The sequence below is a fragment of the Pantoea sp. GD03673 genome, assembly GCF_029844725.1.
GTDB lineage: Bacteria > Pseudomonadota > Gammaproteobacteria > Enterobacterales > Enterobacteriaceae > Pantoea.
Window position 1 is genome coordinate 13,359 of the sequence record NZ_JAOCKJ010000008.1, and the last position, 26,419, is coordinate 39,777.

Sequence of the window (26,419 nt, forward strand, 5' to 3'; positions counted from 1 at the left end):
CCGCAGTTCAGGCGGCGGACAGATGCCGGACAAAGTACGGCGGCAAAGCAGAAAAGAGGTGACGACTGGATAAATTTACAGCCATTATAGCAGTGAGGTGAGTGATGCCAACCGCGAAATTTCGACATGCGGCAACAGACGCGCATCCGGGATATGCATCAGGTTGCCCTGCCGCAGGTTAATCCAGCAGGCCTGCATGCCACAGCGCAGTGAACCGGCTACGTCTGTGGTGAGATCGTCACCCACGTGCAGAATATGGTGCGGCGCGATATTCAGGCGTTGTGCGGCAAGCTGATACATATCCTGCCACGGCTTCGCACGGCCATCTGGTCCGGCCCGCAGGGTGAACTGAAAATAGTCAGCGATGCCCATTTTTTCCGGGCTGGCATTGCCGTTGGTGACCGCCACCAGCGGAATTTTTTCCGCCAGCGCCTTCAGCGTCTGATGCGTCTCATCCGGCATCTCGACCTGACTCCGCCACTGATGAAACACCGCCATCACCTCTGCCGCGCCCGCGGTCGCTTCCGCAGCAGAAAGACCGATATTCAGCATCGCCAGCTCCACCGAACGGCGACGCCACTCCGAAACGTCATGATAAATGTCAGGCTCACGCTGCAGCAGGTGATCGCGTAACTGCTGATAATCCTGCGGCGTGAAGTCACGCAGCGCCGGATGAAAAGCCTGCAGTGCAGCATGCGATTCCAGCGTGGTTCGACGGATCACCGGGTAGTTATCGTAGAGCGTGTCATCAAGGTCGAAGGTCATGGCTTTAATGGCCGACAGCGGACGATAAAACTTCATTCGTTCTTTCCTCGTTTGGCGCGGGGATGCGCAGCGTCATACACCGAAGCCAGATGCTGGAAGTCGAGATGGGTATAGATCTGGGTGGTCGAGAGGTTCGCATGACCCAGTAACTCCTGCACGGCGCGCAGGTCGCCGCTGGACTCCAGCAGGTGCGTGGCAAAAGAGTGTCGCAGCTTATGCGGATGAATATGGCTGGCCACACCCTGTCTGATGCCCCACTCAGCAAAGCGTTTCTGCACGTTGCGTGGCGAGATGCGGTTGCCGCGCGTCGACAGAAACAGCGCATCATCCTGACCGCCGAAGGTTTCCCGCAGCGGCAGCCAGTGCTGGATCCAGGTGACCGCCGTGCGGCCAATGGGGACGCGGCGCTCTTTGCTGCCCTTCCCCACGACCCACACTTCGCCGGAAGCGAGATCGACGTGGCGGCAATCCATATTCACCAGCTCCGAGAGACGCAGCCCGCCGCCATACATAACTTCCAGCATCGCCCGGTCACGCACCGCCAGCGGATCGTTAAGGTCGATCTCCAGCAGCTGATTAACTTCATCAACATCGATATTTTTCGGCAGATGACGCGCTTTACGCGGCGTCATCACCCCTTTAGCCGGATTCGCGCTAAGCAGACCCTGGCTCACCTGCCAGTCAAGAAAACTGCGCAGGGCGGAAAGACGCAGCGCGAGGCTGCTGGCAGAGAGTCCGCCGCGACGGCTGCGCGCCGCCATGCTGCGGACCTGCGCCGGTTCCAGCTGTGCCCAGCTGCCGAGCTTCATCTCGTCAGCAATCGCCACCAGCGCAGCCAGCTGACGCGCATAGCTGCTCTGGGTTAACGGACTGAGCTGGCGCTCCACTTTCAGGTAGCGCAGAAATCCCTCGACGGCCTCCTGCAGCGCGCTGCTCATGCGCGTTCTACCCAGCGGGAAAGCAGACCCGGCATCATCTGTGACAGATGCTGTAACAGCAGCGTTCCCATGCCTGACTGATAGTGCTGGCTGTCGCGGCTGCTGAACACCAGCACGCCGAGATCGCCCTCGTCGCCCATCAGCGACATGGCCACCGAGCCGATTGCTTTAGCCTGTGGCAGCAGCAACAGCAGTTCCGGTCCATTAATATTGCCAAGATAGTGATGCTGGTTACCGAAGCGCTGAATACGCAGCGGTTCGAACGCCTGACGCGACAGGCTAAGCTGGAAGAAATCAGAGGGTGCGCCCAGCAGCCATTTATCACTGAACAGCCGCACATTGGCTCCCGCCAGGCCCAGCTCACGCGCCCAGCGATGCAGACGGTTGAGCATATCCTGCAGCGAGTCCGCCGCAGCCAGATGACTCTCCAGCGACAGCAGACGATCAAACAGTTCATGGTTAGCGCTGGCCTGCTCCATCAGCAGCGTGATCTCTTCTTCCAGCCGCTGGATGTGGTTGCGTTGCCGCGCCATATGCCACTCGACCAGTGACACGCTGCCGCGCACCGGGTGCGGCACGGCCATCTGTTCAACGTCGCGGGCATTGCGGATAAAGAAATCGGGATTCTGCCGCAGATAATCACTGACGGCCTGATCGTCCAGCAGAACCGAACTGTCAGCCTGCTCTTCGATATTTTTCATAGATGAATAAACCCATCGTAGACGTGTGTCGCAGGTCCGGTCATATAGAGCGGCTGACCGGCACCTTTCCAGGAGATGTGCAAGGTTCCGCCGGGCAGATCGACACGCACTTTCGATGCCAGAATGCCCTGCTGAATGCCGCATGCAACGGCAGCACAGGCGCCGCTGCCGCACGCCTGCGTTTCACCCGCGCCGCGTTCGTAAACGCGCAGGCGGATATGCTCGGGATTGATGATCTCCATAAAACCGACATTGACGCGATCCGGGAAGCGCTCATGGCTCTCCAGAATCGGGCCCAGCAGTTCAACCTGCGCGGTTTTAACACTGTCGACCTGGATGACGCAGTGGGGATTGCCCATCGACACCGCCCCCAGCATCACCGTCTGCTCGGCAACGCGCAGCAGATAGAGATTTTCGGCTTTGTTGGCGCGGAACGGCACCTGCTGAGGCTCAAAGTTTGGCTCGCCCATGTTCACACGCACGTGGTCGTCCGGCGTCACGGTCAGCACCATGCGGCCATTCTGGGTACTGACCCGGATATCGGTTTTGTTGGTCAGCCCTTTCAGCTGAACAAAGCGGGCAAAACAGCGCGCACCGTTGCCGCACTGGGCCACTTCACTGCCGTCAGCGTTGAAAATGCGATAGTGAAAATCGAGGTCGGGATCGTAAGGCGGTTCAACAATCAGCAGCTGATCAAATCCGATCCCAAGATGACGATCGGCCAGCCGGCGGATCAATTCCGGCGAAAAAAAGACGTTTTGTGTCACCGCATCCACAACCATAAAGTCGTTGCCGAGACCGTGCATTTTGGAGAACTGCATTTTTTGCTCCGCCGGATAAGCCATCAGATTAGTTCGCTTTTACGCCTGAATTGCCGGTAACCAGCCCGCCGACATCGGCTTTAGAGGCATCCGCTTTCTGGCGTTCGGTTGGGGCTTGTTGTTTCTTCGGCTGGTCCTTCGGCGGGAAGTAGAGCGGTCCTTTCAGACCACAACCTGCAAGGCTGATTACTGCCAGTGTCATGGCCAACAGGCTTATTACTTTCTTCATTCTTTATGCTCTTAATGTCCTTTACCTGGATGCTTATCATCGCAGTTGAAGGTGGAAAAGCAACAGGAAATCCCCGCAAATAGCGTGAACCGGGTGACAGGTCAGGAAGATAGCGGCCACCTGCAGAGCGCAGGCAGCCCGTCAGCATCAATGCACCTGATAGCGCGGTTGATAGTCGCTGTTGTCGTTGTCAGGCTGCGACGTACAGAGCTGCGTCAGCGTCTGACTGCGGAACGGAATCACCTGGAATCGCTCACCGGTGTTCACAATCTGGTAGAACTGCGGCAGGTTGAAGTTGATAAAGCTCGACCCATAGGTAAAGCGATCGTGTGATGAGGAGTAGAAGCGGCTGACGTCGCGCACCAGCTCCTCTTTGCTGCCTTCACAGTGATGATAAACCTCAACCCGATTGGTCTCATCAAGGATATAGATGTTGAAGCCGCGCTCATCAGTGGTGTTTTCAAAGAAGAACTGAATGATGCCTTCGCTGGCATAACCGTTAACCACCGGTGGCAGCGGCGTCTGATTCGTTTCGACTTTGATCGACAACCCATGCAGTTTGTTGTTGGAAATCGCGCCGTAGAACTCCACCGCGTTTTCAAGCTTCTGCACCGAGACGCTCATGCGCTCGAAGAAAAGTCCCCAGGTCTGGCCTGCCATACGCAGCGCTTTAAAGCGACCCGGCTCCTGACGCGTACTGGAAAGGCGCAGTTCTATGCATTCTGAGACCAGCTGCTGCACGCGAGTCCGAATCAGCCCGCGCAGATGCTGGCTGTAGCAGAATACTTCTACCGTGTCCGGCGGGGCGGCATCCTGGTGCATCTTGCCGAGAATGGTTTTCAGCCCTTCGATCATCGCCTGTTCACCGCTGAAATGCAGCGTACGAACTTCATTCCAGGAGTTGCGATAGAGCAGATCGATGCTGCCAATCAGGCACTGCTGCTGCTGACCGAAGCTAAAGACATCCAGCTTGCGGAAGTCGAAGTGAACCACCTGATTGCGGAAGGCCGCCGTCGGATCGTGCTCAAGGTTAACAATAATCGCCAGGTGGCGGATTTCACAGGGGCTGTAGAGCGCTTTCGGCGTCGGCGAGGGCAGACGCAGCGGGAAGTGGCTGGACACATCGTTGACCAGCTCCTGCAGACGCGCCAGATCGCAAATTTCATTGCCTTTAATATGCAGCCGGGTTTTGCGGGTCAGCAGACCATTGAACCACGCCCACGCCACCAGCTTGTTCAGATAGCGGTTATATTCCAGCGGCTGATGGCTGATGATCGAATCCATGTCCGGTGCCTGGTTATAGAGATACCAGCCGGAACGGTTGGCGCGGCCAGGCGGCACATGAATAAAGGTCAGATTCGGTTCAGAGAGATCAGGCGAAATCTGCGGATTGACCAGCGTCACTTTGCCCGGCAGCGCTTCAAACGCGGCATACAGTTTACGGGTCAGCACACCGATATCCTGCGGGCTGGCGCTAACGCTTAAGTTGTTGCGGCGGGCAAAGCGGATCAGGTTGCGATAACTCTGCATCATCGCATCCAGTAATTCGTTATGGGCTTCGCGCACCCGTTCAATTTTCCACTCGGCACGATTGTCCAGAATGGCGATCTTCTCGTCGCTCCAGCCCCACTCTTTAACCAGCTGCGATAAAATTTCGCGACGCCAGCCGGTACGGTGCTGATGGTCTTCGGTGCTGAGCTTTTCGCACACTTTGAGATAGAAACAGCGGCGCACCAGATCAAGGCGCGGCTGATCGTCAACGCGGGTCAGGTAGTGCGTGACGCGTTCGAGCATCATGCAGTAAGGATCGAGGCCGAAACAGATGATTTCGCCGTCGTGCAGGCGCTGTTTGATGTCCATCGCCAGCAGTTGCGTGTTCGGGTATTCCCAGCTGTAGGCTTCCAGCAGCAGCGTTTTCAGGACAGCTTTATAAGGCGAGTCGATGCTTTTATAGAGCTGCCACAGGCTGGCACCGAAATACTCTTCCGCCGACAGCGTGCCGAGACCGCCAAGATCGAGCCACTCATTGGGCGTCAGCACGCCTTTGGCGTACAGCGACATCACGTAGTCGTCGTAGTGATGCTCTTCTTCGCCCGGCACCATATTCCACAGGATGCGTTTGCCCGCCATACGAACCGCAGTACGGTAAAACTCATCCAGCAATAAAATGTGCTGGGTTGAGCCGCAATCTTCGCCGCCCAGGCTGCCGCTTTCGTTATGACGGAAGCGGTTCTCATCAATCAGGAAAAAACTGACTTCCACACCCATTGAGACACACCACTTCTGCAACAACGTGCATTTACGCTGCAGATTCAGGCGCTCTTCATTATCAAGCCAGGATTGATGGCAGACCCAGATATCAAGATCGGAGATGCTGTTCTGGCCGACAGAGGAGGTGCTGCCCATAGAGTAGATGGCCGTGATCGGCATTTCGCCTTTCGGTGCATCGGCATGGCGCAGATCGCTGTCGCCAGTGAGGTCGGCCAGCAGCTGGCGTTGATTTTCATCAGGCGTGAAGAAGCTGATGCCATGTGGAACGCTACCTTCAAGGTAACCCGGCATCTGCGGATGTTGATAATGTAATAAGGTTGGCAGCAGACTGTAGACGCGCTGAAAAGCGGGTCCCATGGCAGCCAGCGCACGATCAACGCGCAGCTGGTTGATTGCATCCAGTCTCTGTTTCAGTGTCTCAATGTAGAGGTACAAGACGTTTCGCCTGATTGTCCCAGTGTTTAAGCACCCTGTTTCCTCGCTCTGCCGCTTATATAGTAAAAAAAGTGGGCAGATAATTGCTGGAAACGTGATCAATCTATCACTCGGCAGATTGACCGTAAAGAAAGTTGCGCTACATAACAGTTTAGCACGTTCTTACCAGCTTCCCGCCTTTTCAGCACTGGTTCCCACGTGATGGCTTGATAAACCGGGCCTGAAAGCGCACACAGGCCGTTTTCAATCCGTTGAAACTGACAGTATTCACCCAGAGATGATAGGATATTCAGTGAACGATAAAAATGGTTAACAGCATGTTAGACAAAATTTTCAGAATTGCTACAAGACAAAGCCCGCTCGCATTATGGCAGGCACATTATGTACAGCAACGACTCATGAGTGCCCATCCGGGACTGCGCGTTGAGCTGGTGCCTATGGTCACCAAAGGCGACATTATCCTTGATACGCCGCTGGCAAAAGTGGGTGGCAAAGGGCTGTTTGTCAAAGAGCTTGAGCTGGCCATGCAGGATGGACGTGCCGATATGGCGGTGCACTCCATGAAAGATGTGCCGGTCAGTTTCCCTGAAGGTCTGGGCCTGGTAACTATCTGCGAGCGCGACGATCCGCGCGATGCGTTCGTTTCTCATCATTATGACTCCATTGATGCGCTGCCACAGGGTGCCGTTGTCGGCACCTCCAGCCTGCGTCGTCAGTGCCAGATTAGTGCGCGCCGTCCGGATCTGGTGATCCGCTCGCTGCGTGGCAACGTCGGAACCCGCCTTGGCAAGCTCGATGCCGGCGAGTATGACGCGATTATTCTTGCCGTCGCCGGGCTTAAACGTCTGGGACTGGAAGATCGTATTCGCCAGGCCCTGCCTGCTGAAGTCTCTCTGCCCGCCGTGGGTCAGGGTGCGGTCGGCATTGAATGCCGTCTGGACGACAGCGTCTTAATTGACCTGTTGCAGGCGCTGAATCACGATGACACCGCAGTCTGTGTCAGAGCAGAACGCGCCATGAATACTCGCTTAGAGGGCGGCTGTCAGGTGCCAATCGGCAGTTTTGCGGTGCTGGAAGGTGATGAACTCTGGCTGCGCGGTATGGTCGGTGCGCCCGATGGCCGGGTTATGGTCAGCGGCGAACGTCGTGGCTCACGCGCTCAGGCTGAAGAGATGGGCATTTCACTGGCCGATGAACTGCTGAACGGCGGCGCACGTGAAATTCTGAAAGACGTTTATCAGGGGCAGCCGCCAGCATGACCATCCTGGTGACGCGCCCGGAACCCGCAGCGGCAGAGCTGGTGTCACGCCTGCATGCCCTCGGCAAGCAGGCGTGGAGCCTGCCGCTGATCGAATTTGCGCCGGGCGCTGACCTCGATTCCCTGCCCCGCAAGCTCGCCGGACTTCGTGCCGGCGACCTCGTCTTTATCCTTTCTCAGCAGGTTATTCACTACGCACAGCACGCGATTAAAGCATGGCCCACGGAGCTGGACTATTATGCAATTGGTCGCAGTACCGCGCTGGCGTTTCATACCGTCAGCGGCCAGCAGGTCACCTGGCCTCATGCGCATGAAACCAGTGAGGAATTGATCCAGCTGAATACACTCCAGCAGATTGCCGGTAAACGTGCGCTGATCCTGCGTGGCGATCCCGGACGGGAATTGCTGGCAGAGACATTAACCCGGCGGGGTGCTGAGGTTACGTTTGCTGCCTGCTACCAGCGCTGCCAGAAGCATTATGACGGGCCGGTGGAAGGCCGCCGCTGGCGCGATCGCGGCGTCTCTGTGCTGGTGGTGACCAGCGGTGAAATGTTACAACAGCTCTTTTCGCTGTTCCCCGCAGTTGATCGCGAGGAATGGCTGCTCAACTGCCGACTGATCGTCGTCAGTGAACGTTTGGCTACCCTGGCCGCAGGATTAGGCTGGCAGGATATTCAGGTAGCCGATGGTGCCGATAACGATGCGCTGCTGCGCGCGTTACGCTGAACTTTAACAATGGGATGTGCCACATATGACGGAACAAAAAGACTCCTCCGCCATGGTTGAAGAAACCACCCCAGCGGTCGACCGCTCTCCTTCCAGCAACAGCACACCACCGCGTGATGCGAAAAAAGGTGGCATGGTGTTGGGTGCGGTTGCGATTGTCATCGCACTGGCAATGGGTGCGGGTTTATACCTTAACGGGAAACATCAGGCTGATTTACAGGCACAAACCAATCAGAAGCTGAGTGACCAGCTAAGTGCGTTGCAGCAGCAGGCCAGCAGCGATAAACAGCAGCTGACACAGCAACTGAGTGGCGCTGAAACTGCCCTTCAGACAGCACAGCAGCAGCAGACCGCGTCGGCAAAAGAGCTGGAAACGCTCCGTGAAAAAGTGGCGGTGATCTCCGGGAACGACGTGCGCAGCTGGCTGCTGGCACAGGCGGACTATCTGGTGAAACTGGCTGGCCGCAAACTCTGGAGCGATCAGGATGTCACCACCGCGGCTGCCCTGCTGAAAAGCGCCGATGCCAGCCTGGCCGACATGAACGATCCCAGCGTGATGAATGTGCGTCGTGCCCTGACTCAGGATATCAGTAACCTTTCGTCTGTTACGCAGGTCGACTACGACGGTGTGATCCTTAAGCTGAATCAGTTGTCGAATAACGTCGATAATCTGCGTCTGGCCGATAATGACAGCGATGATGCGCCAATGGACAGCGATGGCGGTGAACTGTCAGGCTCGGTGCGCGAATGGCGTCAGAATCTGGTGAAAAGCTGGCATAACTTTATGGATGACTTTATTACCATCCGCCGTCGCGATAACACCGCACAGCCGCTGCTGGCCCCCAATCAGGATGTTTACCTGCGTGAGAATATCCGCTCGCGTCTGCTGATTGCTGCGCAGGCCGTTCCGCGCCATCAGGATGAGATTTATAAACAATCTATCGACACCGTGTCCGCCTGGGTTCGCGCCTGGTACGACACCAACGATGCCGCCACCAAAGCCTTCCTTGCCCAGCTGGATGAGCTGAGTCAGCAGAACATTAATATGGATCTGCCGGATAACCTGGAAAGTCAGCCGTTGCTGGAACAGCTGATGCAGACCCGCGTGCGGAACCTGTTAGCGCAACCGTCTGCTGCTAATCAGCAGGGAGGCTAAGCATGCTTAAGGTATTTATCCTCTTTATCCTGCTGATTGCTGGCGTGGTGCTGGGACCGATGATTGCCGGTCATCAGGGCTATGTGCTGATCCAGACCGATAACTGGAATATCGAAACCAGCGTTACCGGCCTGGTGATTATCCTGATCATCAGCCTGCTGGTGATTCTGGCGGTGGAATGGCTGCTGCGCCGCGTGCTGCATACCGGGGCGCGTACCCGTGGCTGGTTTACCGGACGTAAGCGCCGTCGCGCCCAGCGTCATACCCAGTCAGCGCTGATGAAGCTTGCAGAAGGCGATCACCGTCAGGTAGAAAAACTGCTTTCTAAAGATGCCGATCACGCCGATGTGCCTGTAGCGAACTACCTGCTTGCCGCGGAAGCCGCCCAGCAGCGTGGTGATGAAATCCGCGCCAATCAGCATCTTGAACGTGCTGCAGAGCTGTCGGAAAGCAATACTATCCCGGTAGAAATTGCCCGCGCTCGTATTCAGCTGGCCCGCAATGAAGATCACGCGGCGCGTCACAGCATTGACCGCCTGCTGGAAGTGGCTCCGCGTCATCCTGAAGTGCTGCGTCTGGCCGAACAGGCTTACGTCCGTACGGGTGCCTGGAGTGCATTGCTGGATATTCTGCCTGCCATGCAGAAGTCACAGGTTGGTGATGAGCTGCATCGTGATGCGTTACAGCAGCAGGCCTGGCTGGGCCTGATGAATCAGGCAATGGCCGACCAGGGCAGTGATGGCCTGAAGCGCTGGTGGAGCACGCTGAGCCGCAAAACCCGTCAGGATACGACCCTGCAGGTAGCGATGGCGGATCATCTGATTGAGTGCGACGATCACGACACCGCACAGTCGATCGTGCTGGAAGGCCTGAAGCGTCATTATGACGACCGTCTGGTTCTGCTGATGCCTCGCATTAAAAGCGGTAATCCGGAAGCGCTGGAGAAGGCACTGCGCCAGCAGATCAAACAGCATGGCGCAACGCCGCTGCTGCACAGTACGCTGGGACAGCTGCTGATGCGTCATGGCGAATGGCAGCAGGCCGCAGACGCGCTGCAGCAGGCGCTGGCACAGCGTCCGGATGCGTTTGATTATGCGTGGCTGGCGGATGTGTATGATCGCCTGCATCGTCCTGAAGAGGCCGCAAAAATGCGCCGTGAAGGATTGTTGCTGACGCTGAAGACGAATTCTGGCGTCTGATGCTGTTCCCAGACAGGACAAAGCCGGGTTCGCCCGGCTTTTTTGTGCCCGCAATTTGCCTGCAGCTTTACGCAGGCAAAAAAAACACCTGCCAGTGGCAGGTGTAAGATCAGGTCGGTAAGACAACCGGGAGGTACCCGACTCAACGTGGTGTCTGTTAACCCTGTAAGGCTTACGCGATACAGGCAGGCAGACAACAGGTACCCAAAATTGGCTCTGCATCATTCCCAGGTTTATGCAGCATCAGCAGACATAAGAGGTGGAATGAGCATCTACAGCAAGAGTATTGCACACGCCGTGCCAGGTTAAGATTTATTTTTAAAGTCCTTATAAATCATTATTTTAATCAGGCTACTACGTTTTGACTTAGCACGGTTCGGCAGGAAGTGTCGGTATCCGGCGACAGCAGCGAATTTCGCTGTCTCTTAATGGAGACAGCAAGGTCATCCTTACCGTTAACTTAACAATAACAATGGGTTATCTGTCGGCAATTCACGACGCTACCGCTTCTGCTTTTACTGCGGGCGAAATCAAAGCAGCGTGATTGAGCCGCAATGAAGAAGCCCAACGCGCAGGGAAGACGGGTAGAAGAGCAAAGCGGCCCACAGTGGGCCCGGCGGCCTGGGATGGTTTAAGCGAGTTACCGATCTGACCATGTTCCCTTCGCCCGTGCGCACTTACCGCTGTGCGGGCTTCAGGGAGCATACGCCTTCCGCAAAGACGCAAAAGACGCCATCCCTGGCAGGCTCAGCGCGGGCCATCCCTGGCTCGCGATGCTTTGCTACAGGCGTATGCTCCCTTCGCTTCACGTCTGGCAGACGCATCGGGAACTTACATGGGCATCTCAGACGACTGGCGGGCCCAAAGCAGAGTGACTCTTGCACCAATAACTATGCTCAACGCGCAGGGAACACGGTCAGAGGAGGAAAGCGTCCCACGCCAGGGACGGCGTGGGCCGAGCGGCCATGGATGGCTTAAGCGAGTTACCGATCTGACCGTGTTCCCTTCGCCCGTGCGCACTTACCGCTGTGCGGGCTTCAGGGAGCATACGCCTTTCGCAAAGACGCAAAAGACGCCATCCCTGGCAGGCTCAGCGCGGGCCATCCCTGGCCCGCGATGCTTTGCTACAGGCGTATGCTCCCTTCGCTTCACGTCTGGCAGACGCATCGGGAACTTACATGGGCATCTCAGACGACTGGCGGGCCCAAAGCAGAGTGACTCTTGCACCAATAACTATGCTCAACGCGCAGGGAACACGGTCAGAGGAGGAAAGCGTCCCACGCCAGGGACGGTGTTGGCCCGGCGGCCATGGATGGATTAAGCGAGTTCCCGATCTGACCGTGTTCCCTTCGCCCGTGCGTACTCACCGCTGTGCGGGCTTCAGGGAGCATACGCCTTCCGCAAAGACGCAAAAGACGCCATCCCTGGCAGGCTCAGCGCGGGCCATCCCTGACCCGCGATGCTTTGCTACAGGCGTATGCTCACTTCGCTTCACGTCTGGCAGACGCATCGGGAACTTACATGGGCATCTCAGACGACTGGCGGGCCCAAAGCAAAGTGACTCTTGCACCAATAACTATGCTCAACGCGCAGGGAAGACGGGCAGAAGAGCAAAGCGTCCCACAGTGGGCCGAGCGGCCATGGATGGCTTAAGCGACTTTCCGATCTGACCGTGTTCCCTTCGCAAGCTCAGACTCACAGCAACCTTGTTCCACAGCACCTAACCCGATCCATATCTTCCGCAGAAATCCTCATCCTCTTTTTGACAGACGAAAAAAAACCTGTCTTTTCAGACAGGTTTCTAAAAATGGTCGGCGAGAGAGGATTACCTTGCCCTACGGGCCGTTGCTGAAGCAACGTTGTCTCGCTACGCTCGGCTCAAACCTCCTTCGGAGGTCCTCATCCTCTTTTTGACAGACGAAAAAAAACCTGTCTTTTCAGACAGGTTTCTAAAAATGGTCGGCGAGAGAGGATTACCCTGCCCTGCGGGCCGTTGCTGAAGCAACGTTGTCTCGCTTCGCTCGGCTCAAACCTCCTTCGGAGGTCCTCATCCTCTTTTCAGCAGACGAAAAAAAACCTGTCTTTTCAGACAGGTTTCTAAAAATGGTCGGCGAGAGAGGATTCGAACCTCCGACCCACTGGTCCCAAACCAGTTGCGCTACCAAGCTGCGCTACTCGCCGATTTTTTTAACTGTTTTGCCTGGTGCGAAGAGAGGGACTTGAACCCTCACGTCCGTTAAGACACTAACACCTGAAGCTAGCGCGTCTACCAATTCCGCCACCTTCGCGTATCCCAGCAAAATCTGGGGTGGCTAATGGGACTCGAACCCACGACAACTGGAATCACAATCCAGGGCTCTACCAACTGAGCTATAGCCACCACTATTCTTAATGTTACAAGTTTAAAACCTGCAGCATTTAAATCTTTACTGCCAACCGCGGTAAATCAACCACCGAAGCTCATGCGCACAAACGATATGGCGCGCCCGACAGGATTCGAACCTGAGACCTCTGCCTCCGGAGGGCAGCGCTCTATCCAGCTGAGCTACGGGCGCGTAGCGCCGTTGCGGATGTGCATACTAGAGATAAGCGCCCATCGTGTCTAGTGCTTTTTAAATAAAAAGACGCGTTTGATTACGCTTTGTGCATTTCGTCGACAAATAGTGCATTTCCACACGCGCAACGCGCAAAAATGCGGCATTTATCAGCAATATCAGAGATCGCCACGCCAGTGATAGCGCAAATATTTAAGCAGTTTTAGTTGCCTGCGCAGGCGGGCGGGCTGCCGAATCAGACGATAGAGCCACTCCAGCCCCAGCCGCTGCCATATTTTAGGAGCGCGCTTCACGCGACCGGTGAACACATCATAGGTTCCACCCACCCCCATATAGAGCGCATCAGGCCAGTATGCACGGCACGCCAGCATCAGCAGCTCCTGACGCGGCGAGCCCAGTGCCACGGTCACCAGCTTCGCGCCGCTGGCCGCAACCCGTGCAAACAGCGCATCCTGATCGGCTGGCGCAAAATAACCATCCTGCGCCCCGACAATATTCACGTTCCACTGGCGACGGAGCTTATTGCAGGTTTCATCAAGCACCTGCTGCCGACCACCGATAAGAAACACCGGCGTCCCTTCCCGCCCGGCGCGTTCCATCAGCGCTTCCCATAAGTCTGCCCCTGCAATGCGCTGCACTGACGCCTGCGGGTATTTTTTACGAATCGAGCGCACGATACTGATGCCGTCGGCATACGCATATTCCGCCTGGGCTAACAGCGTGCGCAATCCCTCATCCCGCTCAGCGGTCAGAATCTTCTCTGCATTGATCGCCACTAAAATACCGCTGCGAACGCTCTGCGGCGGCATCAGAAAATCTACCGCCGACGGCATGTTTTCGAAGCCATACAACTCAACGCCGCGAATCCGGTACTGCGGCGTCTCAGTTAACTTTGTCATATCTTCCGTCAATCCCAGAGGTTAATCAGAGCGGGCTATGCAACACCCGCCTGCTGCGGTCGCGGATTAAACCTGCGCGATCCAGTAACCAGAAAAGTAATTTAGCCATGCCCAGACAGATGGCAAAAATGAGGCAGAAAAAGACCACACGTGAGCCAAACGCATCAAGACCTTCGCGTGCCAGCACAATCATGTTAAACACCGCGCCAAAACAGAAGCTTTGCAGAATGGCACCGGTATAACGATTGGCTTCAAGGCAGCCACGCTGGTAGATCGCATCAAAGGCTTTAATAATCATCCCTACCGCGACGGCACCGATCGGAATCGCCCAGACGCCCCCCATCACCACCAGTGAGCCGATTAGCGTGGGTGAAATCGCCAGGCCAGAGTGGTTGTTCAGCACTTCCCAGGTAAAGTAGTTCGCACTGTTTAACACCGCCAGCGGGCGATCCGGCCAGAGCCAGGTCGGAATGAACACGTAGAAATCACGCCACAGCGGTGCCAGCCCCTGAAACTCAATTTTGTCGTAGTTATCCAGCAGTCGGGCCAGATTCTCCCACGGCGAGAAGGTATCACGCGTCAGATACAGGAACGTATAGAACGCTTCATCGCCCATGACATCCAGGTTATAGCGGCGCAGCGCCAGCCAGAACATCCCGGCAATCGCCATCACACCTGCGGTTGCCAGCATCCACAAGGTAATCCAGCCACGGGTAATCCCGATAAACAGGAACAGGGCAAACGCAATAATGATATTGGCGCGGGTTCCCCCCACCAGTGCGTAGGTCAGTAAACCAAACGCCACGGTCACCACCAGGAACAGCAGCCAGTTGCGGCGCGTCGGACGCAAAAAGTAGGGGATCAGCATGGCCGGAATAAAGAAATAGAAAAAGCGCTTAAGCGCCACGCCCGACACTTCGCTGGAGAAAATCTGGTTATAGGCGGTCAGACGGAACAGCAGAAAACCGTTGTGGATGAAAAACACCGTCACGGTGCCCAGCGCCACCAGCGCCAGAATCACACAGGTCAGGTGCGTTTCAACCCGGTTCATCTGCAGCCAGGGTTTCGCCGGAGGCGCACTGGCCGGTTTCAGCCGCACTTTATAACTGACGTAATAAATGGCGTAAAACGCCGTGGCCGACAGCAGCGCCTCCAGCAGACTCTCAACCGGCATCACCTCCACATTAAAGCGAAACACCAGCACGGCGGTCAGCGGGAAGCCGAAGTAAAAGGTCAGCAGGAACAGCAGCGTGAAGAACAGGTGAAAGTTAAAACGGACGCGCTTAAACTCCCGCCAGGTCAGCGTCAGAATAAAAACCAGCGACAGCAGATAGACCACCAGCAGGCCGCCAAACTGCATAAAACTCATGACAACTCCCCCTCGCTGAGCTGTAACGCTGCCCGCCAGCCTGCCAGATAACCCGGCGCAAAAAAGGCAATCGCCTGTTTATCACAGCGCATCAGCTGACGGCGCGCCTCGGCAATCACCGCAGGCGACAGCGCATCTTCGCTGAACAATACAGGAAGCTGCTGTTCGGTCACATCACGCCAGAATGGATTTTTACGCGTCAGGACAAACGGCACGTTGGCCTGGATGAGCAGGCAGAGTGTTCCCACCCCCTGCTGACGTTCAAACATGAAATAGCCGACATGGCAGCGCGCCAGCAGCGCTAAGTAATCATCAAATGCCAGATTCTCACGCCCCAGATTCACCTGACCGTCCGGAAATAGCGCATCGGCTGCGGCCTGAATCTGACTGATATACGCCTGATTGTCTGGCGGATAGCCCAGCGGGACTTCGATGCGAACCTGCTCGCCAAACCGGGCGTGAATCGCTTTTAAGCCGTCAATGTGTCGGTTAGCCGGATCGCCTGAGTTGCCCAGCAGCACCGTAAAGGGCTCAGCGGGAGTCTGCCCGACGGCAGCATCGGGCATTCGGGTCGGAAAATAGAGCAGTGAGCCGGGCACGCGGCGATGGCGCTGCTGGTAGTGATGCAGGTCGCCACGGGTCGCAAAAACCTGTGCAACACGTCCCTGGGCTATCCGGCGAACCCGATAGAACAGACGGAACTTCAGGCTGCGCGAATCTTCATAGAGATCGGCCCCCCAGACATGCCAGAACACCTGTGAACGGCGCAGTTGACCGCTGAGTAACGCCAGCCAGATCCACGGATTAAACTGACCGTGACAGAAAAACCGCTGCTGACGATCTCTCGCCCGCTGCAGTACCGCCTGTGCCAGCGCTTTCTTGCTGGCAAAGCACTCGATCTGCAATGCACTGAACGGTGCCAGATTTTCAGGCTGCTGTGTAACCACCATAAAATGGCGTGGCGAAGCGACAGGCTGCTCAACGCTGAGTACGTCGTTGAAAAAGCGCAGCACCGTCAGATTGTGGTGGGGAATGTCCGATCCCAAAACGTGAATTAAAGTCATTTTTTCCGGCAGTAAACAATAAAAGCGCCACAACACAGGGCAAAGTAAGCCATATAGGTAAACATATAGGCCTGCGCCGCCCCCGTCGCGCCCTGTAACGGGATCAACCAGCGTGAGAACAGGGTCAGTAGCAGAAACTGGCTGATCTCAGTCAGAACATAAAAGCGTAGCGAGGCTTTGGCGATAACCAGATATCCGAAAACATAGGCACCGACTTTAAAAACATCGCCGCACAGCTGCCAGACAAAGAGATCGCGCATTCCGCGAAAAGCCTCAGAGAACAGCAGGCTGATGGCGATATCACGCAGCACCCAGACGCCGAAGCTGGCAACCGCCACGGCGGGCAGAACAAAGCGCAGTGCGCGGCCAATCTCACGCGCAATGTCGCGTTTGGTGTCCAGCCGCGCCAGCGTCGGCAGCAGCCAGACGCTAAACGTTGCGGTGATAAACTGCAGATAGGCATCGGAAATGCTGGTCACGCCCTGCCACAATCCGACCTGCGCCCAGCCCTGCTGCTCTGCAAGCAGGTTACGCATCATTACCCAGGCAACCGGTAAGGTCACGGCCGTGATCAGCGCCATCAGCGTATATTTTGCCAGATTACGCGCCAGCTCAGGATACCATTGTGGTCGCAGCCAGCTAAGCGGCAGCGGCGCACGGCGTTTCAGCATCAGTAACGCAGGCAGCAGAAGCAAGGCTGGCACCAGCGCCAGACCAATCAATGCACCCTGATAGCCGCCCAGCCACCAGCAGAGCAGGTAGCCCGCCACGCCAGTCAGACTGCCGAGAATCAGCGCCAGCGCATTACCGCGTGCATCGCGATAGCCCTTCAGCAGTGCAAGGGTAAAGTTGGCCCAGGCGATGCCGAGCTGAAGAAAGGCGACGACGCGGATGACGCCCTGATAGCGGTCATGTCCGAACAGCGCGATGCTGATGGGTGCTGCCGCCAGCAGAAACAGCAACGCCAGCACACCTGAAAAGCCCAGCACCATAGCCGATGCCGTGCCCACCATCGCCCGCAGTTGTCCGGGCTGCTGCTGATACTGCGCCACATAGGTGGTAACGCCGTTGAAGATGCCCGCGCCCGCCAGTACGCCCAGCACGGTGATCAACTGACGGAAGTTACCCGCCTGGCCTACCCCTTCAGGTCCGAAGCTGACCGCCAGCAGTTTGACCACCAGCAGACCAGACACAATTTTTACCAGCGTGGACGACGCGGTCCACACTGAGGCTCTGGCTAATGACATCAGGAAAAGAAGCTCAGCAGCGAGCTGATAACCGTGCTCTGATTGTTATCCGACAGGTTATAAAACAGCGGCAGGCGCAGCAGACGTTCACTTTCACGAGTGGTAAAGCGATCGTCGCCCGCAAACTGTGAGAAACGCGCACCAGCAGGCGAACTGTGCAGCGGAATATAGTGGAACACCGTCAGTATCTCGGCCTCTTTCATCCAGTCGATCAGCGCCTGGCGATCGTCCTGGTCGCGCAGTTTGATGTAAAACATGTGCGCATTGTGTTCGCAGCTGGCGGGAATCACCGGCAGGCTGATGCGGCCCTTCGCTGCCAGCGGCTGGAGTGCATCGTAATAGCGCTGCCAGATGCGTAACCGCTGCTGGTTAATACGTTCAGCAGCTTCCAGCTGCGCCCAGAGATAGGCGGCCTGCAGATCGGCCATCAGATAGCTCGATCCCATATCACGCCAGGTGTATTTATCAACCTGACCCCGGAAGAACTGGCTGCGGTTGGTGCCTTTTTCCCGCACGATCTCGGCGCGCTCAACCAGGCTGGCGTCGTTGATCAGTGTTGCGCCACCTTCGCCGCCAGCGGTGTAGTTCTTGGTTTCGTGAAAACTGAAGCAGCCAATATGACCAATGGTGCCCAGTGCGCGGCCTTTGTAGCGTGACATCACGCCCTGCGCCGCATCTTCAATCACAAACAGCTTATGCTTTGCCGCCAGCGCCATAATGGTGTCCATTTCACAGGCCACGCCTGCGTAATGCACCGGCACAATGGCGCGGGTTTTTTCCGTGATGGCCGCTTCAATCAGCGTTTCGTCAATGTTCATGGTGTCCGGGCGCACATCGACAAACACGATACGCGCACCGCGCAGCACAAAGGCGTTGGCGGTAGAGACAAAGGTGTAGCTCGGCATGATCACTTCATCGCCGGGCTGCAGATCGATTAACAGCGCCGCCATCTCCAGCGAAGCGGTGCAGGAGGGGGTCAGCAGCACTTTTTTGCTGCCAAAACGCTGCTCCATCCACTGCTGACAGCGACGGGTAAATCCGCCGTCACCGCACAGCTTGCCGCTGTTCATCGCCGACTGCATATACTCAATTTCTGTGCCCACAACGGGGGGCGCATTAAATGGAATCATGACCTTTCCTGTAAAACCAGTAGGCGGTACTGTCGAGCCGGGCACCGCTGCGTGAATAGAGGCGCATCGCCGTGAGATTACTGAGCTGGGTGGCTACCCGAAGCTGAGACAACTGTCTTACCCGCGCCCAGTCGGCCGCCGCAAGCATCAGCCGCTGACCCAGCCCCTGCCCCTGCGCGTCAGGCAGCACGCCCAGCAGGCCAATGCGGGCATCGCCGTCCACTGCGCGCAGCGAAACAAAACCCTGCAGCTGACCGGCGGCATCACTGGCCACCAGGCACTGATCGTCAAACGTCCCGCGCACCGCATTTTCAATCCACTGCGCGTAGAAGCGTCCGCTGGCGTCCGGCGCGTACCAGGGCGCACGGAAACGACTCTGGCTGAAGAGCTGAGACGCCGCATCGCGCAGTTGTGGGATCTGCGCTTCACGCGCAATCCGAATCCCCGCCTGTCGCGCCGTCTGTTCAACCGTCAGCGTCAGGTCCGCTTCACCTTCTGCCAGCTGGAACTGATGCTGCTGCAGCGTATCAATCAGCGCCGTCTGGCTGGCATCCACCTTCATCTGCATCAGTGTACAGGGGTGTTGCAGCGCCTGCTCCAGCGGAATGTCACCTTCCGGCTCCAGCCGCACGGTTTCAACACCGAAGAACGCACTTTCCCAGCTAAGGGGATGAATATTGACGTGGACGGGCATGCAATCAATCCAGCAGGTAGTGGCCGTAGCCGGTTTTCATCAGCGCTTCGCCGGCGGCCCGCAGCTGTGCATCGCTCAGCCAGTTGTACGCCAGTCGGCCCCACAGGTCAGCCGTTCAAAGGGTAAAGCGCACCAGTTTACAACGGATAAAACCGGCACCGCCGGTGATCCGTTATCGCCACACACCTTTGGTGTCGACAATCCAGTTCTGCTGAACAGAGGCGGCATCAATGGCGCGGAAGGCGCGGTGATCGACCAGCATCACCAGAATATCGGCCTTTGCCAGCGCCTGTTCGCAGGAGACCAGTCCGGCTTTATCAGCCAGGGAATCAGCAAGCTGCTCAATGTGCGGTTCAACCACCCAGGTGGTGCCGCTGTGCCATTCTGCAATCTTCTGTGCCACGCCCATCGCCGGGCTTTCGCGCAGGTCATCAATATTGGGTTTAAAAGCCAGGCCAAAGCAGGCGATGGTGATATCGCTGGCACGCTTGCCGGTCTGCGTCAGGCAGTCCGCCAGGGCGGTTTTCACCTGGTCCAGCACCCACTGCGGCTTGGCGTCATTCACCTCACGCGCCGTGCGGATCAGGCGGGCTAACTCGGGATTCTGCGCCACGATAAACCAGGGATCGACGGCAATACAGTGACCGCCGACGCCCGGCCCTGGCTGCAGAATGTTGACACGCGGATGGCGGTTCGCCAGCGCAATCAGCTCCCAGACGTTGATCCCCTGATCGGCACAGATCAGCGACAGCTCATTGGCAAAGGCGATGTTCACATCGCGGAAGCTGTTTTCTGTCAGCTTGCACATCTCGGCGGTACGGGCGTTGGTTTCCACGCATTCGCCTTTCAGGAAAAGACGATACAGCTCGCTGGCACGGGCGGAGCAGGCGGGCGTCATGCCGCCAATCACCCGGTCATTGTTGATCAGTTCAACCATCACCTGACCAGGCAGCACGCGCTCCGGGCAGTAGGCGACAAAAATATCGGGCGTCTCGCCGTGCTGCGGAAAGCGCAGATCGGGACGCGCCGCAGCCAGCCAGTCGGCCATCTGTTCCGTGCTGCCCACCGGTGAGGTCGACTCCAGAATCACCAGATCGCCCTTTTTCAGTACCGGTGCTATCGACTCTGCCGCCGCTTTGACAAAGCGCAGGTCGGGCTGATGATCATCTTTGAATGGCGTCGGTACGGCAATAAGAAAGGCGTCAGCGGCTTCGGGCTGCGTAGTGGCACGCAGGTCACCGCGCGTTACAGCGGCATGCACGACCTGATCCAAATCGGGTTCCACGATGTGGATTGCGCCACGATTGATGGTTTCAACGGCGCGGGCATTGATGTCCACGCCCACCACTTTTTTTCCCTTTGAGGCAAAAACGGCTGCCGTCGGCAGCCCAATGTATCCCAGTCCAATCACGGAGATGGTTTCAAAACTCATAATTCGGCTCGGTTATCTTTTAAGGCTTGTAAAATACGACCACAGGCTTTGCCATCGCCATAGGGATTATGGGCATGGCTCATCGCCTGCCAGGCAGCGTCGTCGCTCAGCAATTCGCTGACACTGGCCACAATTCTGGCGACATCTGTTCCCACCAGTCTGACGGTACCGGCATCAACCGCTTCAGGACGCTCGGTCGTGTCGCGCATCACCAGCACCGGCTTGCCCAGTGAAGGCGCTTCTTCCTGAATGCCGCCGGAGTCGGTCAGAATCAGCCAGGCGCGGTTCATCAGCCAGACAAAAGGCAGATACTCCTGGGGTTCAATCAGGATGATATTTTCAATGCCGCTGAGTATCCGGTTAACCGGCTCGCTGACATTGGGATTGAGGTGCACCGGATAGACAATCTGCGCCTCGGGATGCTGGCGGGCAATCTGCGCCAGCGCACTGCAGATGCGCTCAAAGCCGCCGCCAAAGCTTTCACGCCGGTGACCGGTGACCAGCACCAGTTTTCTATCCGGGTCGAGAAACGGATAGCGCGCCGCCAGCTGTGCGTTCAGATTGCTGTCATCCAGCACCCGATCGCGAACCCACAGCAGCGCATCAATGACCGTATTGCCGGTGACGATAATGCGCGCATCGGGCAGATTCTCCTGTAACAGGTTCTGACGTGACCGGGAGGTGGGCGTGAAGTGCAGACGGGCAAGATGGCCGGTGAGCTTACGATTCCCCTCTTCCGGCCAGGGCGAAGCGAGATCGCCGGTACGCAGACCCGCCTCTACATGCCCGACCGGAATTTGCTGATAAAAAGCGGCCAGGCTGGCCGCCAGCGTGGTGGTGGTATCCCCATGCACCAGCACAATGTCCGGTTTAAAGTCGAGCAGGACGGTTTTCATGCCCTCTAAAATGCGGCAGGTGATCTCGGTCAGCCCCTGCTCAGGACGCATAATGTTGAGATCATAGTCCGGTTCAAGCTTGAACAGACGCAGCACCTGATCGAGCATTTCGCGATGCTGTGCGGTCACGCACAGTCGCGATTCAAAAGCGGGATCCTGCGACAGCGCCTGCACCAGCGGTGCCATCTTAATCGCTTCCGGACGAGTACCAAATACGGTCAGAACTTTCACACTGTTTCTCTCAATCATGCGTGTCTGACATCAGACGCGGACGACGTGCCAGTGCCACACCCGCACCTGTTAATGCGCCAACGGCACCCCACATAATCATCATGAACAGACGTCGCGGACTGTCACGTGATACCGGCTCTTCCGGCGTACGCAGATAACGGTAGGTCTGGAACTGGCTGTTCAGTTTGGGTCCGGTCTGCAGCGTACTCAGCATGGCTCTGTTCTGATCATAGCTGATATCAAACCCCGGACCGGTGGCACGCAGGGTATCAAGCTGTCCCTGTAAAACGCGCTGGCCCAGCAGGAACAGGTCACTGTCTGCCAGGTTCTCACCCGCTTCACGCGCCTGTTTCTCGTTAATCCCCTGCTGGCTGGCGATCTTCAGCGCCTGCTCCAGCCGATGCTGCTGGCGCTGGAACACCGCGTTAGCCACATCTTCCTGACGTTTCACCTGCGCCTGCAACTGGTCGGTGCGCGCCCGCCAGGCCCCTTTTAACTCATCATTCAGATGACGTGCGGCGCGTTCACTGGCGTAAGCGATGTACTGACGCAGCAGGTTGTTTGCGTCGCCAGCGGTTTCCGCTTTGAGTTTGACGCTATCGGGCAGGTTATGCGCGGCGTCAGCGGGCGTGAACAGGATATTGCCGATCATATCGTCGAGCAGCGCGGCGTCGTTATGCGCATTGCCGGTTTTACGGTTTTTGTAGTAATCCGTTTGCTGCCAGAACTCCCGACGCGTATCCCAGGAGGCGAGCTGCATCGTGAACTCCTGATAAACCTGATCCATCACCGTCGGCGAAGGTGCAGCCAGAGTCAGGGCATTATTTCGGACATCCAGATTGGTCAGGAACTGCTGCTGCGCATAGTAAGAGCCCAGCATGTTCACGGTAGGACGATCGGTGATTGCTGTGGTACTCCAGACCTGTTTCAGCAGCAGCGTAGCCAGCCAGGCGATCAGCGCAAACAGCACCGCCAGCCCGACAATCCAGCGCTTGCCACGCCATAAACGGCAGCAGAAGCTGCGAATATCCAGTTCGTTGTCCACAACGTCAGCAGGCATGGCAGAGTTATCCTTTTTCAGCATCGGGTTCATTTATTTTTTGCTTCGCGATGGTGGCTCAGACGACGCTTGATGCGCCGGATACGTCGCGCCACGCGCCACGCATGCTTCAGGCAGTAGCCATAAACCATAAAAGCGCCCAGGAACAGCAGCAGCATCACCCACTCCGGGATGAACGCCAGATATTCGCCCAGTACCCCGATCCCTGCGAGGATGGCCGCCGCAACGGTAATCAGCACAAAGGCCTGACGCGAGGTAAAACCGGCACGCATAATCAGATGGTGGATATGCTGACGATCGGCTGAGAACGGGCTCATGCCTTTACGCAGGCGGCGATACATAATCGCCACCATATCCATCAGGGGAATGGCGATCAGCCAGAGTGCGGTAACGGGTGTAATGGGATGGCTCAGACCCTGCGTCGTTTCCAGCAGAATCCAGATAATGGTGAAGCCGATCATGGTGCTGCCGGCATCGCCCATAAAGACCTTGAAGCGACGGCCCAGGAAGCCGAGGTTAAGCAGGATATAGGGCAGCGTGGCGGCAATCATCGCAAAACACCACATCGCGAGGCTGGTCTGCCCGTCGAAATAGAGGATGATTCCCATCGCGGCAAAGGTGACCGAGGAGAGTCCGCCCAGCAGGCCGTCGATGCCGTCCACCATATTAAAGGCGTTGATGGCAGCCCAGACGGCAAACAGCGTCAGCACATAGCCAAATGGCCCCACGATAAGCTCGAACGGGCCGACGATAAAGCCCAGACTGAGCAGGTAGAGTTTTGCACCAAACATCATCACCAGGGCAACAATCGCCTGCACCACCGCACGAATTTTAACGCTGATGTCGAAACGGTCATCCAGTGCGCCGACCAGCACCAGGATACCGGCGCAGCCGAGATAGAGCAGCGCGTGTGGCAGATAGTAATTCGTAATGGCAAACGCAAAGCAGATGCCTGCGAACACAGAAATGCCGCCCACCAACGGAATCGCGCCATGATGGCGTTTACGAGAGTTAGGCTTATCAACTAAACCAATTTTTTTAGCTGCTTTTCGAGCAAAAAAGAGGAAAGCCAGGGAAAAGAGAAAAATTAAACCAAGCTCAGTACTCATAGTGAGTAAATTCACGTTAAACGCTCTCAGCTAACATCCCGCACCACAATACGCGAAAAAGCGCGCTTATCGCGGTGTCGGATTCCGAATTCTGCATAAAGAGACAGACGAACGGTCAAAAATTCGCCATCGCTACCACAGTCATTATAAATGCTCCTGCCAGTGTTCAATCCTATAGCTCACAAATGAAAAACGCCACGTCGGGACGTGGCGTAAGGTCGATTTTCTGCGCATTTGAACTAAAAAAGCCAAATCTGTGGTTCGGCCAGGCAGTATCGGATTATGAACGCTTCATCATATCGAAGAATTCATCATTGGTTTTGGTCATCGCCAGCTTGTTGATGAGGAATTCCATTGCGTCGATTTCGCCCATCGGGTGAATAATCTTACGCAGGATCCACATCTTCTGCAGCTCTTCCTGAGAAGTGAGCAGCTCTTCTTTACGCGTACCAGAGCGATTGTAATCAATTGCCGGGAAGACGCGTTTTTCAGCAATTTTACGGGCGAGATGCAGTTCCATGTTACCGGTACCTTTAAACTCTTCGTAAATCACTTCATCCATCTTCGAACCGGTATCAACCAGCGCGGTCGCGATGATGGTCAGGCTACCGCCCTCTTCCACGTTACGTGCAGCACCAAAGAAACGCTTTGGACGATGCAGGGCGTTGGCATCCACACCACCGGTCAGGACTTTACCTGAGGCAGGCACCACGGTGTTATAGGCACGCGCCAGACGGGTGATGGAGTCGAGCAGGATGATGACATCTTTTTTATGCTCAACCAGGCGCTTGGCTTTCTCGATAACCATTTCAGCAACCTGAACGTGACGCGACGCTGGTTCATCGAAGGTTGAGGCGATAACTTCGCCTTTTACCAGACGCTGCATCTCGGTCACTTCTTCCGGGCGCTCATCAATCAGCAGCACCATCAGCACGCAATCCGGGTAGTTATACGCCAGGCTCTGCGCGATATTCTGCAGCAGCATGGTTTTACCGGCTTTCGGTGGTGCTACGATCAGGCCACGCTGACCACGACCGATTGGCGACGCCAGATCGAGTACGCGAGCGGTTAAATCTTCCGTTGAGCCATTACCCCGCTCCATACGCAGACGTTTATTAGCGTGCAGCGGCGTGAGGTTTTCGAACAGAATCTTATTACGCGCATTTTCCGGCTTGTCGTAGTTAACTTCGTTAACTTTCAGCAGCGCAAAATAACGTTCACCTTCTTTTGGTGGACGGATTTTGCCAGAGATGGTGTCACCAGTGCGGAGGTTGAAGCGGCGGATTTGGCTGGGGGAAACGTAGATATCATCAGGGCCGGCGAGGTAGGAGCTGTCTCCGGAACGGAGGAAACCAAATCCATCCTGAAGAATCTCCAGCACGCCATCACCGAAGATGTCTTCGCCGCTTTTCGCGTGCTGCTTCAGGATTGAAAAGATAATGTCCTGCTTGCGCATGCGAGCCTGATTTTCCAGCCCCATATTTTCGCCGAGAGTAATCAGCTCAGCAACCGGCGTATTCTTTAATTCGGTAAGATTCATAGTGATGGGTTCTTAAACTCGGGGTAATACTCGGAATGTTTGTCGTGAGTGGTATGGCAATTAATCCATGCCGTTAATGGCTCTTTTCGGCTCTTCCCGACGATCATCGTATGAAATGGCGATCGGTATGCAGGCAGATGTCCGAATGTGATGCCAGAGTTGGAGCTAACCGTAAGATTGCTGAACCGTTCTATCTATCTTTATAAGGTACAGGGCGACAGGGTTCAACAAGGGAAAACTTTAGATGCAAACTACAAGGTAAGTTCGTAATGCAGTATTAGTAACTTAGCACGCCCGAAAGCGAACGTCCAGCAGCAGGAGATAAATTCACCACTGCCAGACGTTCAGCCCTGAATTACGCCAGGTTGGCGTTCAGGAACTCTTTCAGCTGGCCTTTAGACAGCGCGCCCACTTTGGTCGCGGCGACTTCGCCATTTTTAAACAGCAGCAGCGTCGGGATACCACGAATGCCATACTTCGGTGCCGTGCCTGGGTTATCGTCAATATTCAGCTTAGCGATGGTCAGCTTGCCATCATACTCTTCTGCAACTTCATCAAGGATTGGCGCGATCATTTTGCAAGGACCACACCATTCAGCCCAGAAATCTACCAGTGTAACGCCGTCGGCTTTCAGCACGTCGGTGTCGAAACTGTCATCAGTCAGATGAACGATTTTATCGCTGCTCATGTTTTA

At 56.3% G+C, this 26,419-nt stretch carries 22 protein-coding genes, 4 tRNA genes and 2 other RNA genes; 4 read left to right on the forward strand and 24 right to left on the reverse strand.

All coding sequences use genetic code 11. The features are described from left to right. Positions 1-84 precede the first annotated feature (84 nt). From yigB to N5J69_RS16310, 6 genes are all read right to left on the reverse strand, one after another. Positions 85-801 carry a 5-amino-6-(5-phospho-D-ribitylamino)uracil phosphatase YigB gene (gene yigB / locus N5J69_RS16285; protein WP_279771638.1) on the reverse strand — a complete coding sequence of 239 codons (717 nt, stop codon included), beginning with the start codon at positions 799-801 and terminating at the stop codon, positions 85-87. Next, on the reverse strand, positions 798-1,703 hold the full coding sequence (xerC, locus tag N5J69_RS16290; protein ID WP_279771640.1) for a tyrosine recombinase XerC: 906 nt from the start codon (positions 1,701-1,703) through the stop codon (positions 798-800). Before xerC ends, yigB begins: the two co-directional genes overlap by 4 nt. Beyond that, positions 1,700-2,404, reverse strand: coding sequence for a DUF484 domain-containing protein (locus tag N5J69_RS16295; RefSeq protein WP_279771641.1), 705 nt, complete (start codon positions 2,402-2,404; stop codon positions 1,700-1,702). The genes xerC and N5J69_RS16295 overlap by 4 nt, the downstream gene beginning before the upstream one ends. After that, entirely contained in the window at positions 2,401-3,225 is an 825-nt protein-coding gene (gene dapF, locus N5J69_RS16300) for a diaminopimelate epimerase (protein ID WP_279771642.1), read from the reverse strand. The genes N5J69_RS16295 and dapF overlap by 4 nt, the downstream gene beginning before the upstream one ends. A gap of 28 nt (positions 3,226-3,253) precedes the next feature. Beyond that, positions 3,254-3,454, reverse strand: a complete 201-nt coding sequence (locus N5J69_RS16305; protein WP_150013253.1) for a lipoprotein — start codon at positions 3,452-3,454, stop codon at positions 3,254-3,256. Positions 3,455-3,601: 147 nt separating this feature from the next. Beyond that, positions 3,602-6,160, reverse strand: coding sequence for a class I adenylate cyclase (locus N5J69_RS16310; RefSeq protein ID WP_279771644.1), 2,559 nt, complete (start codon positions 6,158-6,160; stop codon positions 3,602-3,604). A gap of 317 nt (positions 6,161-6,477) precedes the next feature. Here N5J69_RS16310 and hemC point away from each other — a divergent pair, with 317 nt between their 5' ends. The 4 genes from hemC to hemY are packed head-to-tail and all read left to right on the forward strand — an operon-like array spanning position 6,478 to position 10,499. Then, complete coding sequence (gene hemC, locus N5J69_RS16315; protein ID WP_279771645.1) at positions 6,478-7,419, forward strand: hydroxymethylbilane synthase; 942 nt, start codon at positions 6,478-6,480, stop codon at positions 7,417-7,419. After that, on the forward strand, positions 7,416-8,144 hold the full coding sequence (gene hemD / locus N5J69_RS16320) for a uroporphyrinogen-III synthase (protein WP_279771646.1): 729 nt from the start codon (positions 7,416-7,418) through the stop codon (positions 8,142-8,144). The genes hemC and hemD overlap by 4 nt, the downstream gene beginning before the upstream one ends. A 25-nt stretch (positions 8,145-8,169) precedes the next feature. Continuing rightward, positions 8,170-9,300 (forward strand): uroporphyrinogen-III C-methyltransferase, encoded by a 1,131-nt coding sequence (hemX, locus tag N5J69_RS16325; RefSeq protein ID WP_279771647.1) that lies wholly within the window; start codon positions 8,170-8,172, stop codon positions 9,298-9,300. A gap of 2 nt (positions 9,301-9,302) precedes the next feature. Further along, complete coding sequence (gene hemY / locus N5J69_RS16330; RefSeq protein ID WP_279771648.1) at positions 9,303-10,499, forward strand: protoheme IX biogenesis protein HemY; 1,197 nt, start codon at positions 9,303-9,305, stop codon at positions 10,497-10,499. A gap of 1,808 nt (positions 10,500-12,307) precedes the next feature. Here the strand turns inward: hemY and N5J69_RS16335 are convergent. From N5J69_RS16335 to trxA, 18 genes are all read right to left on the reverse strand, one after another. After that, positions 12,308-12,423, reverse strand: a non-coding RNA gene (locus N5J69_RS16335) — RtT sRNA. Positions 12,424-12,455: 32 nt separating this feature from the next. Next, positions 12,456-12,571, reverse strand: a non-coding RNA gene (locus N5J69_RS16340) — RtT sRNA. A gap of 32 nt (positions 12,572-12,603) precedes the next feature. Further along, positions 12,604-12,680, reverse strand: a tRNA-Pro gene (locus N5J69_RS16345). 20 nt (positions 12,681-12,700) lie between these two features. After that, a tRNA-Leu gene (locus N5J69_RS16350) sits at positions 12,701-12,787 on the reverse strand. A gap of 16 nt (positions 12,788-12,803) precedes the next feature. After that, positions 12,804-12,879: transfer RNA gene (locus tag N5J69_RS16355), tRNA-His, on the reverse strand. 98 nt (positions 12,880-12,977) lie between these two features. After that, positions 12,978-13,054 (reverse strand) — tRNA-Arg (locus tag N5J69_RS16360). A 158-nt stretch (positions 13,055-13,212) separates the two neighbouring features. Continuing rightward, positions 13,213-13,953 carry a lipopolysaccharide N-acetylmannosaminouronosyltransferase gene (wecG, locus tag N5J69_RS16365; RefSeq protein ID WP_279771649.1) on the reverse strand — a complete coding sequence of 247 codons (741 nt, stop codon included), beginning with the start codon at positions 13,951-13,953 and terminating at the stop codon, positions 13,213-13,215. 25 nt (positions 13,954-13,978) lie between these two features. Then, a complete protein-coding gene (gene wzyE, locus N5J69_RS16370) occupies positions 13,979-15,322 on the reverse strand; it encodes an ECA oligosaccharide polymerase (RefSeq protein WP_279771650.1) in 1,344 nt (447 codons plus the stop codon). After that, complete coding sequence (locus N5J69_RS16375; RefSeq protein WP_279771651.1) at positions 15,319-16,386, reverse strand: TDP-N-acetylfucosamine:lipid II N-acetylfucosaminyltransferase; 1,068 nt, start codon at positions 16,384-16,386, stop codon at positions 15,319-15,321. Before N5J69_RS16375 ends, wzyE begins: the two co-directional genes overlap by 4 nt. Continuing rightward, on the reverse strand, positions 16,383-17,633 hold the full coding sequence (gene wzxE / locus N5J69_RS16380) for a lipid III flippase WzxE (protein ID WP_279771652.1): 1,251 nt from the start codon (positions 17,631-17,633) through the stop codon (positions 16,383-16,385). The genes N5J69_RS16375 and wzxE overlap by 4 nt, the downstream gene beginning before the upstream one ends. Then, positions 17,633-18,763 (reverse strand): dTDP-4-amino-4,6-dideoxygalactose transaminase, encoded by a 1,131-nt coding sequence (rffA, locus tag N5J69_RS16385; protein ID WP_279771653.1) that lies wholly within the window; start codon positions 18,761-18,763, stop codon positions 17,633-17,635. Before rffA ends, wzxE begins: the two co-directional genes overlap by 1 nt. Further along, positions 18,750-19,457 carry a dTDP-4-amino-4,6-dideoxy-D-galactose acyltransferase gene (rffC, locus tag N5J69_RS16390; RefSeq protein WP_279771654.1) on the reverse strand — a complete coding sequence of 236 codons (708 nt, stop codon included), beginning with the start codon at positions 19,455-19,457 and terminating at the stop codon, positions 18,750-18,752. The genes rffA and rffC overlap by 14 nt, the downstream gene beginning before the upstream one ends. A 172-nt stretch (positions 19,458-19,629) precedes the next feature. Next, complete coding sequence (gene wecC / locus N5J69_RS16395) at positions 19,630-20,889, reverse strand: UDP-N-acetyl-D-mannosamine dehydrogenase (protein ID WP_279771655.1); 1,260 nt, start codon at positions 20,887-20,889, stop codon at positions 19,630-19,632. After that, on the reverse strand, positions 20,886-22,016 hold the full coding sequence (wecB, locus tag N5J69_RS16400; protein ID WP_279771656.1) for a UDP-N-acetylglucosamine 2-epimerase (non-hydrolyzing): 1,131 nt from the start codon (positions 22,014-22,016) through the stop codon (positions 20,886-20,888). The genes wecC and wecB overlap by 4 nt, the downstream gene beginning before the upstream one ends. Positions 22,017-22,026: 10 nt before the next feature. Then, complete coding sequence (gene wzzE, locus N5J69_RS16405) at positions 22,027-23,100, reverse strand: ECA polysaccharide chain length modulation protein (RefSeq protein WP_279771819.1); 1,074 nt, start codon at positions 23,098-23,100, stop codon at positions 22,027-22,029. Positions 23,101-23,105: 5 nt separating this feature from the next. Beyond that, positions 23,106-24,185 (reverse strand): UDP-N-acetylglucosamine--undecaprenyl-phosphate N-acetylglucosaminephosphotransferase, encoded by a 1,080-nt coding sequence (wecA, locus tag N5J69_RS16410; protein ID WP_279771657.1) that lies wholly within the window; start codon positions 24,183-24,185, stop codon positions 23,106-23,108. Positions 24,186-24,465: 280 nt separating this feature from the next. After that, positions 24,466-25,725: a transcription termination factor Rho gene (rho, locus tag N5J69_RS16415; protein ID WP_003851960.1), complete on the reverse strand. Its 1,260-nt coding sequence runs from the start codon at positions 25,723-25,725 to the stop codon at positions 24,466-24,468. A gap of 355 nt (positions 25,726-26,080) precedes the next feature. Beyond that, complete coding sequence (gene trxA / locus N5J69_RS16420) at positions 26,081-26,413, reverse strand: thioredoxin TrxA (RefSeq protein ID WP_003851963.1); 333 nt, start codon at positions 26,411-26,413, stop codon at positions 26,081-26,083. Between the last annotated feature and the right edge of the window lie 6 nt (positions 26,414-26,419).

Excerpts from the sequence above, each read along its gene's own strand:
- yigB (WP_279771638.1), bottom strand. The coding sequence starts at position 801 with ATGAAGTTTTATCGTCCGCTGTCGGCCATTAAAGCCATGACCTTCGAC.
- xerC (WP_279771640.1), bottom strand. The coding sequence starts at position 1,703 with ATGAGCAGCGCGCTGCAGGAGGCCGTCGAGGGATTTCTGCGCTACCTG.
- N5J69_RS16295 (WP_279771641.1), bottom strand. The coding sequence starts at position 2,404 with ATGAAAAATATCGAAGAGCAGGCTGACAGTTCGGTTCTGCTGGACGAT.
- dapF (WP_279771642.1), bottom strand. The coding sequence starts at position 3,225 with ATGCAGTTCTCCAAAATGCACGGTCTCGGCAACGACTTTATGGTTGTG.
- N5J69_RS16305 (WP_150013253.1), bottom strand. The coding sequence starts at position 3,454 with ATGAAGAAAGTAATAAGCCTGTTGGCCATGACACTGGCAGTAATCAGC.
- hemC (WP_279771645.1), top strand. The coding sequence starts at position 6,478 with ATGTTAGACAAAATTTTCAGAATTGCTACAAGACAAAGCCCGCTCGCA.
- hemD (WP_279771646.1), top strand. The coding sequence starts at position 7,416 with ATGACCATCCTGGTGACGCGCCCGGAACCCGCAGCGGCAGAGCTGGTG.
- hemX (WP_279771647.1), top strand. The coding sequence starts at position 8,170 with ATGACGGAACAAAAAGACTCCTCCGCCATGGTTGAAGAAACCACCCCA.
- hemY (WP_279771648.1), top strand. The coding sequence starts at position 9,303 with ATGCTTAAGGTATTTATCCTCTTTATCCTGCTGATTGCTGGCGTGGTG.
- wecG (WP_279771649.1), bottom strand. The coding sequence starts at position 13,953 with ATGACAAAGTTAACTGAGACGCCGCAGTACCGGATTCGCGGCGTTGAG.
- wzyE (WP_279771650.1), bottom strand. The coding sequence starts at position 15,322 with ATGAGTTTTATGCAGTTTGGCGGCCTGCTGGTGGTCTATCTGCTGTCG.
- N5J69_RS16375 (WP_279771651.1), bottom strand. The coding sequence starts at position 16,386 with ATGACTTTAATTCACGTTTTGGGATCGGACATTCCCCACCACAATCTG.
- wzxE (WP_279771652.1), bottom strand. The coding sequence starts at position 17,633 with ATGTCATTAGCCAGAGCCTCAGTGTGGACCGCGTCGTCCACGCTGGTA.
- rffA (WP_279771653.1), bottom strand. The coding sequence starts at position 18,763 with ATGATTCCATTTAATGCGCCCCCCGTTGTGGGCACAGAAATTGAGTAT.
- rffC (WP_279771654.1), bottom strand. The coding sequence starts at position 19,457 with ATGCCCGTCCACGTCAATATTCATCCCCTTAGCTGGGAAAGTGCGTTC.
- wecC (WP_279771655.1), bottom strand. The coding sequence starts at position 20,889 with ATGAGTTTTGAAACCATCTCCGTGATTGGACTGGGATACATTGGGCTG.
- wzzE (WP_279771819.1), bottom strand. The coding sequence starts at position 23,100 with ATGCTGAAAAAGGATAACTCTGCCATGCCTGCTGACGTTGTGGACAAC.
- wecA (WP_279771657.1), bottom strand. The coding sequence starts at position 24,185 with ATGAGTACTGAGCTTGGTTTAATTTTTCTCTTTTCCCTGGCTTTCCTC.
- rho (WP_003851960.1), bottom strand. The coding sequence starts at position 25,725 with ATGAATCTTACCGAATTAAAGAATACGCCGGTTGCTGAGCTGATTACT.
- trxA (WP_003851963.1), bottom strand. The coding sequence starts at position 26,413 with ATGAGCAGCGATAAAATCGTTCATCTGACTGATGACAGTTTCGACACC.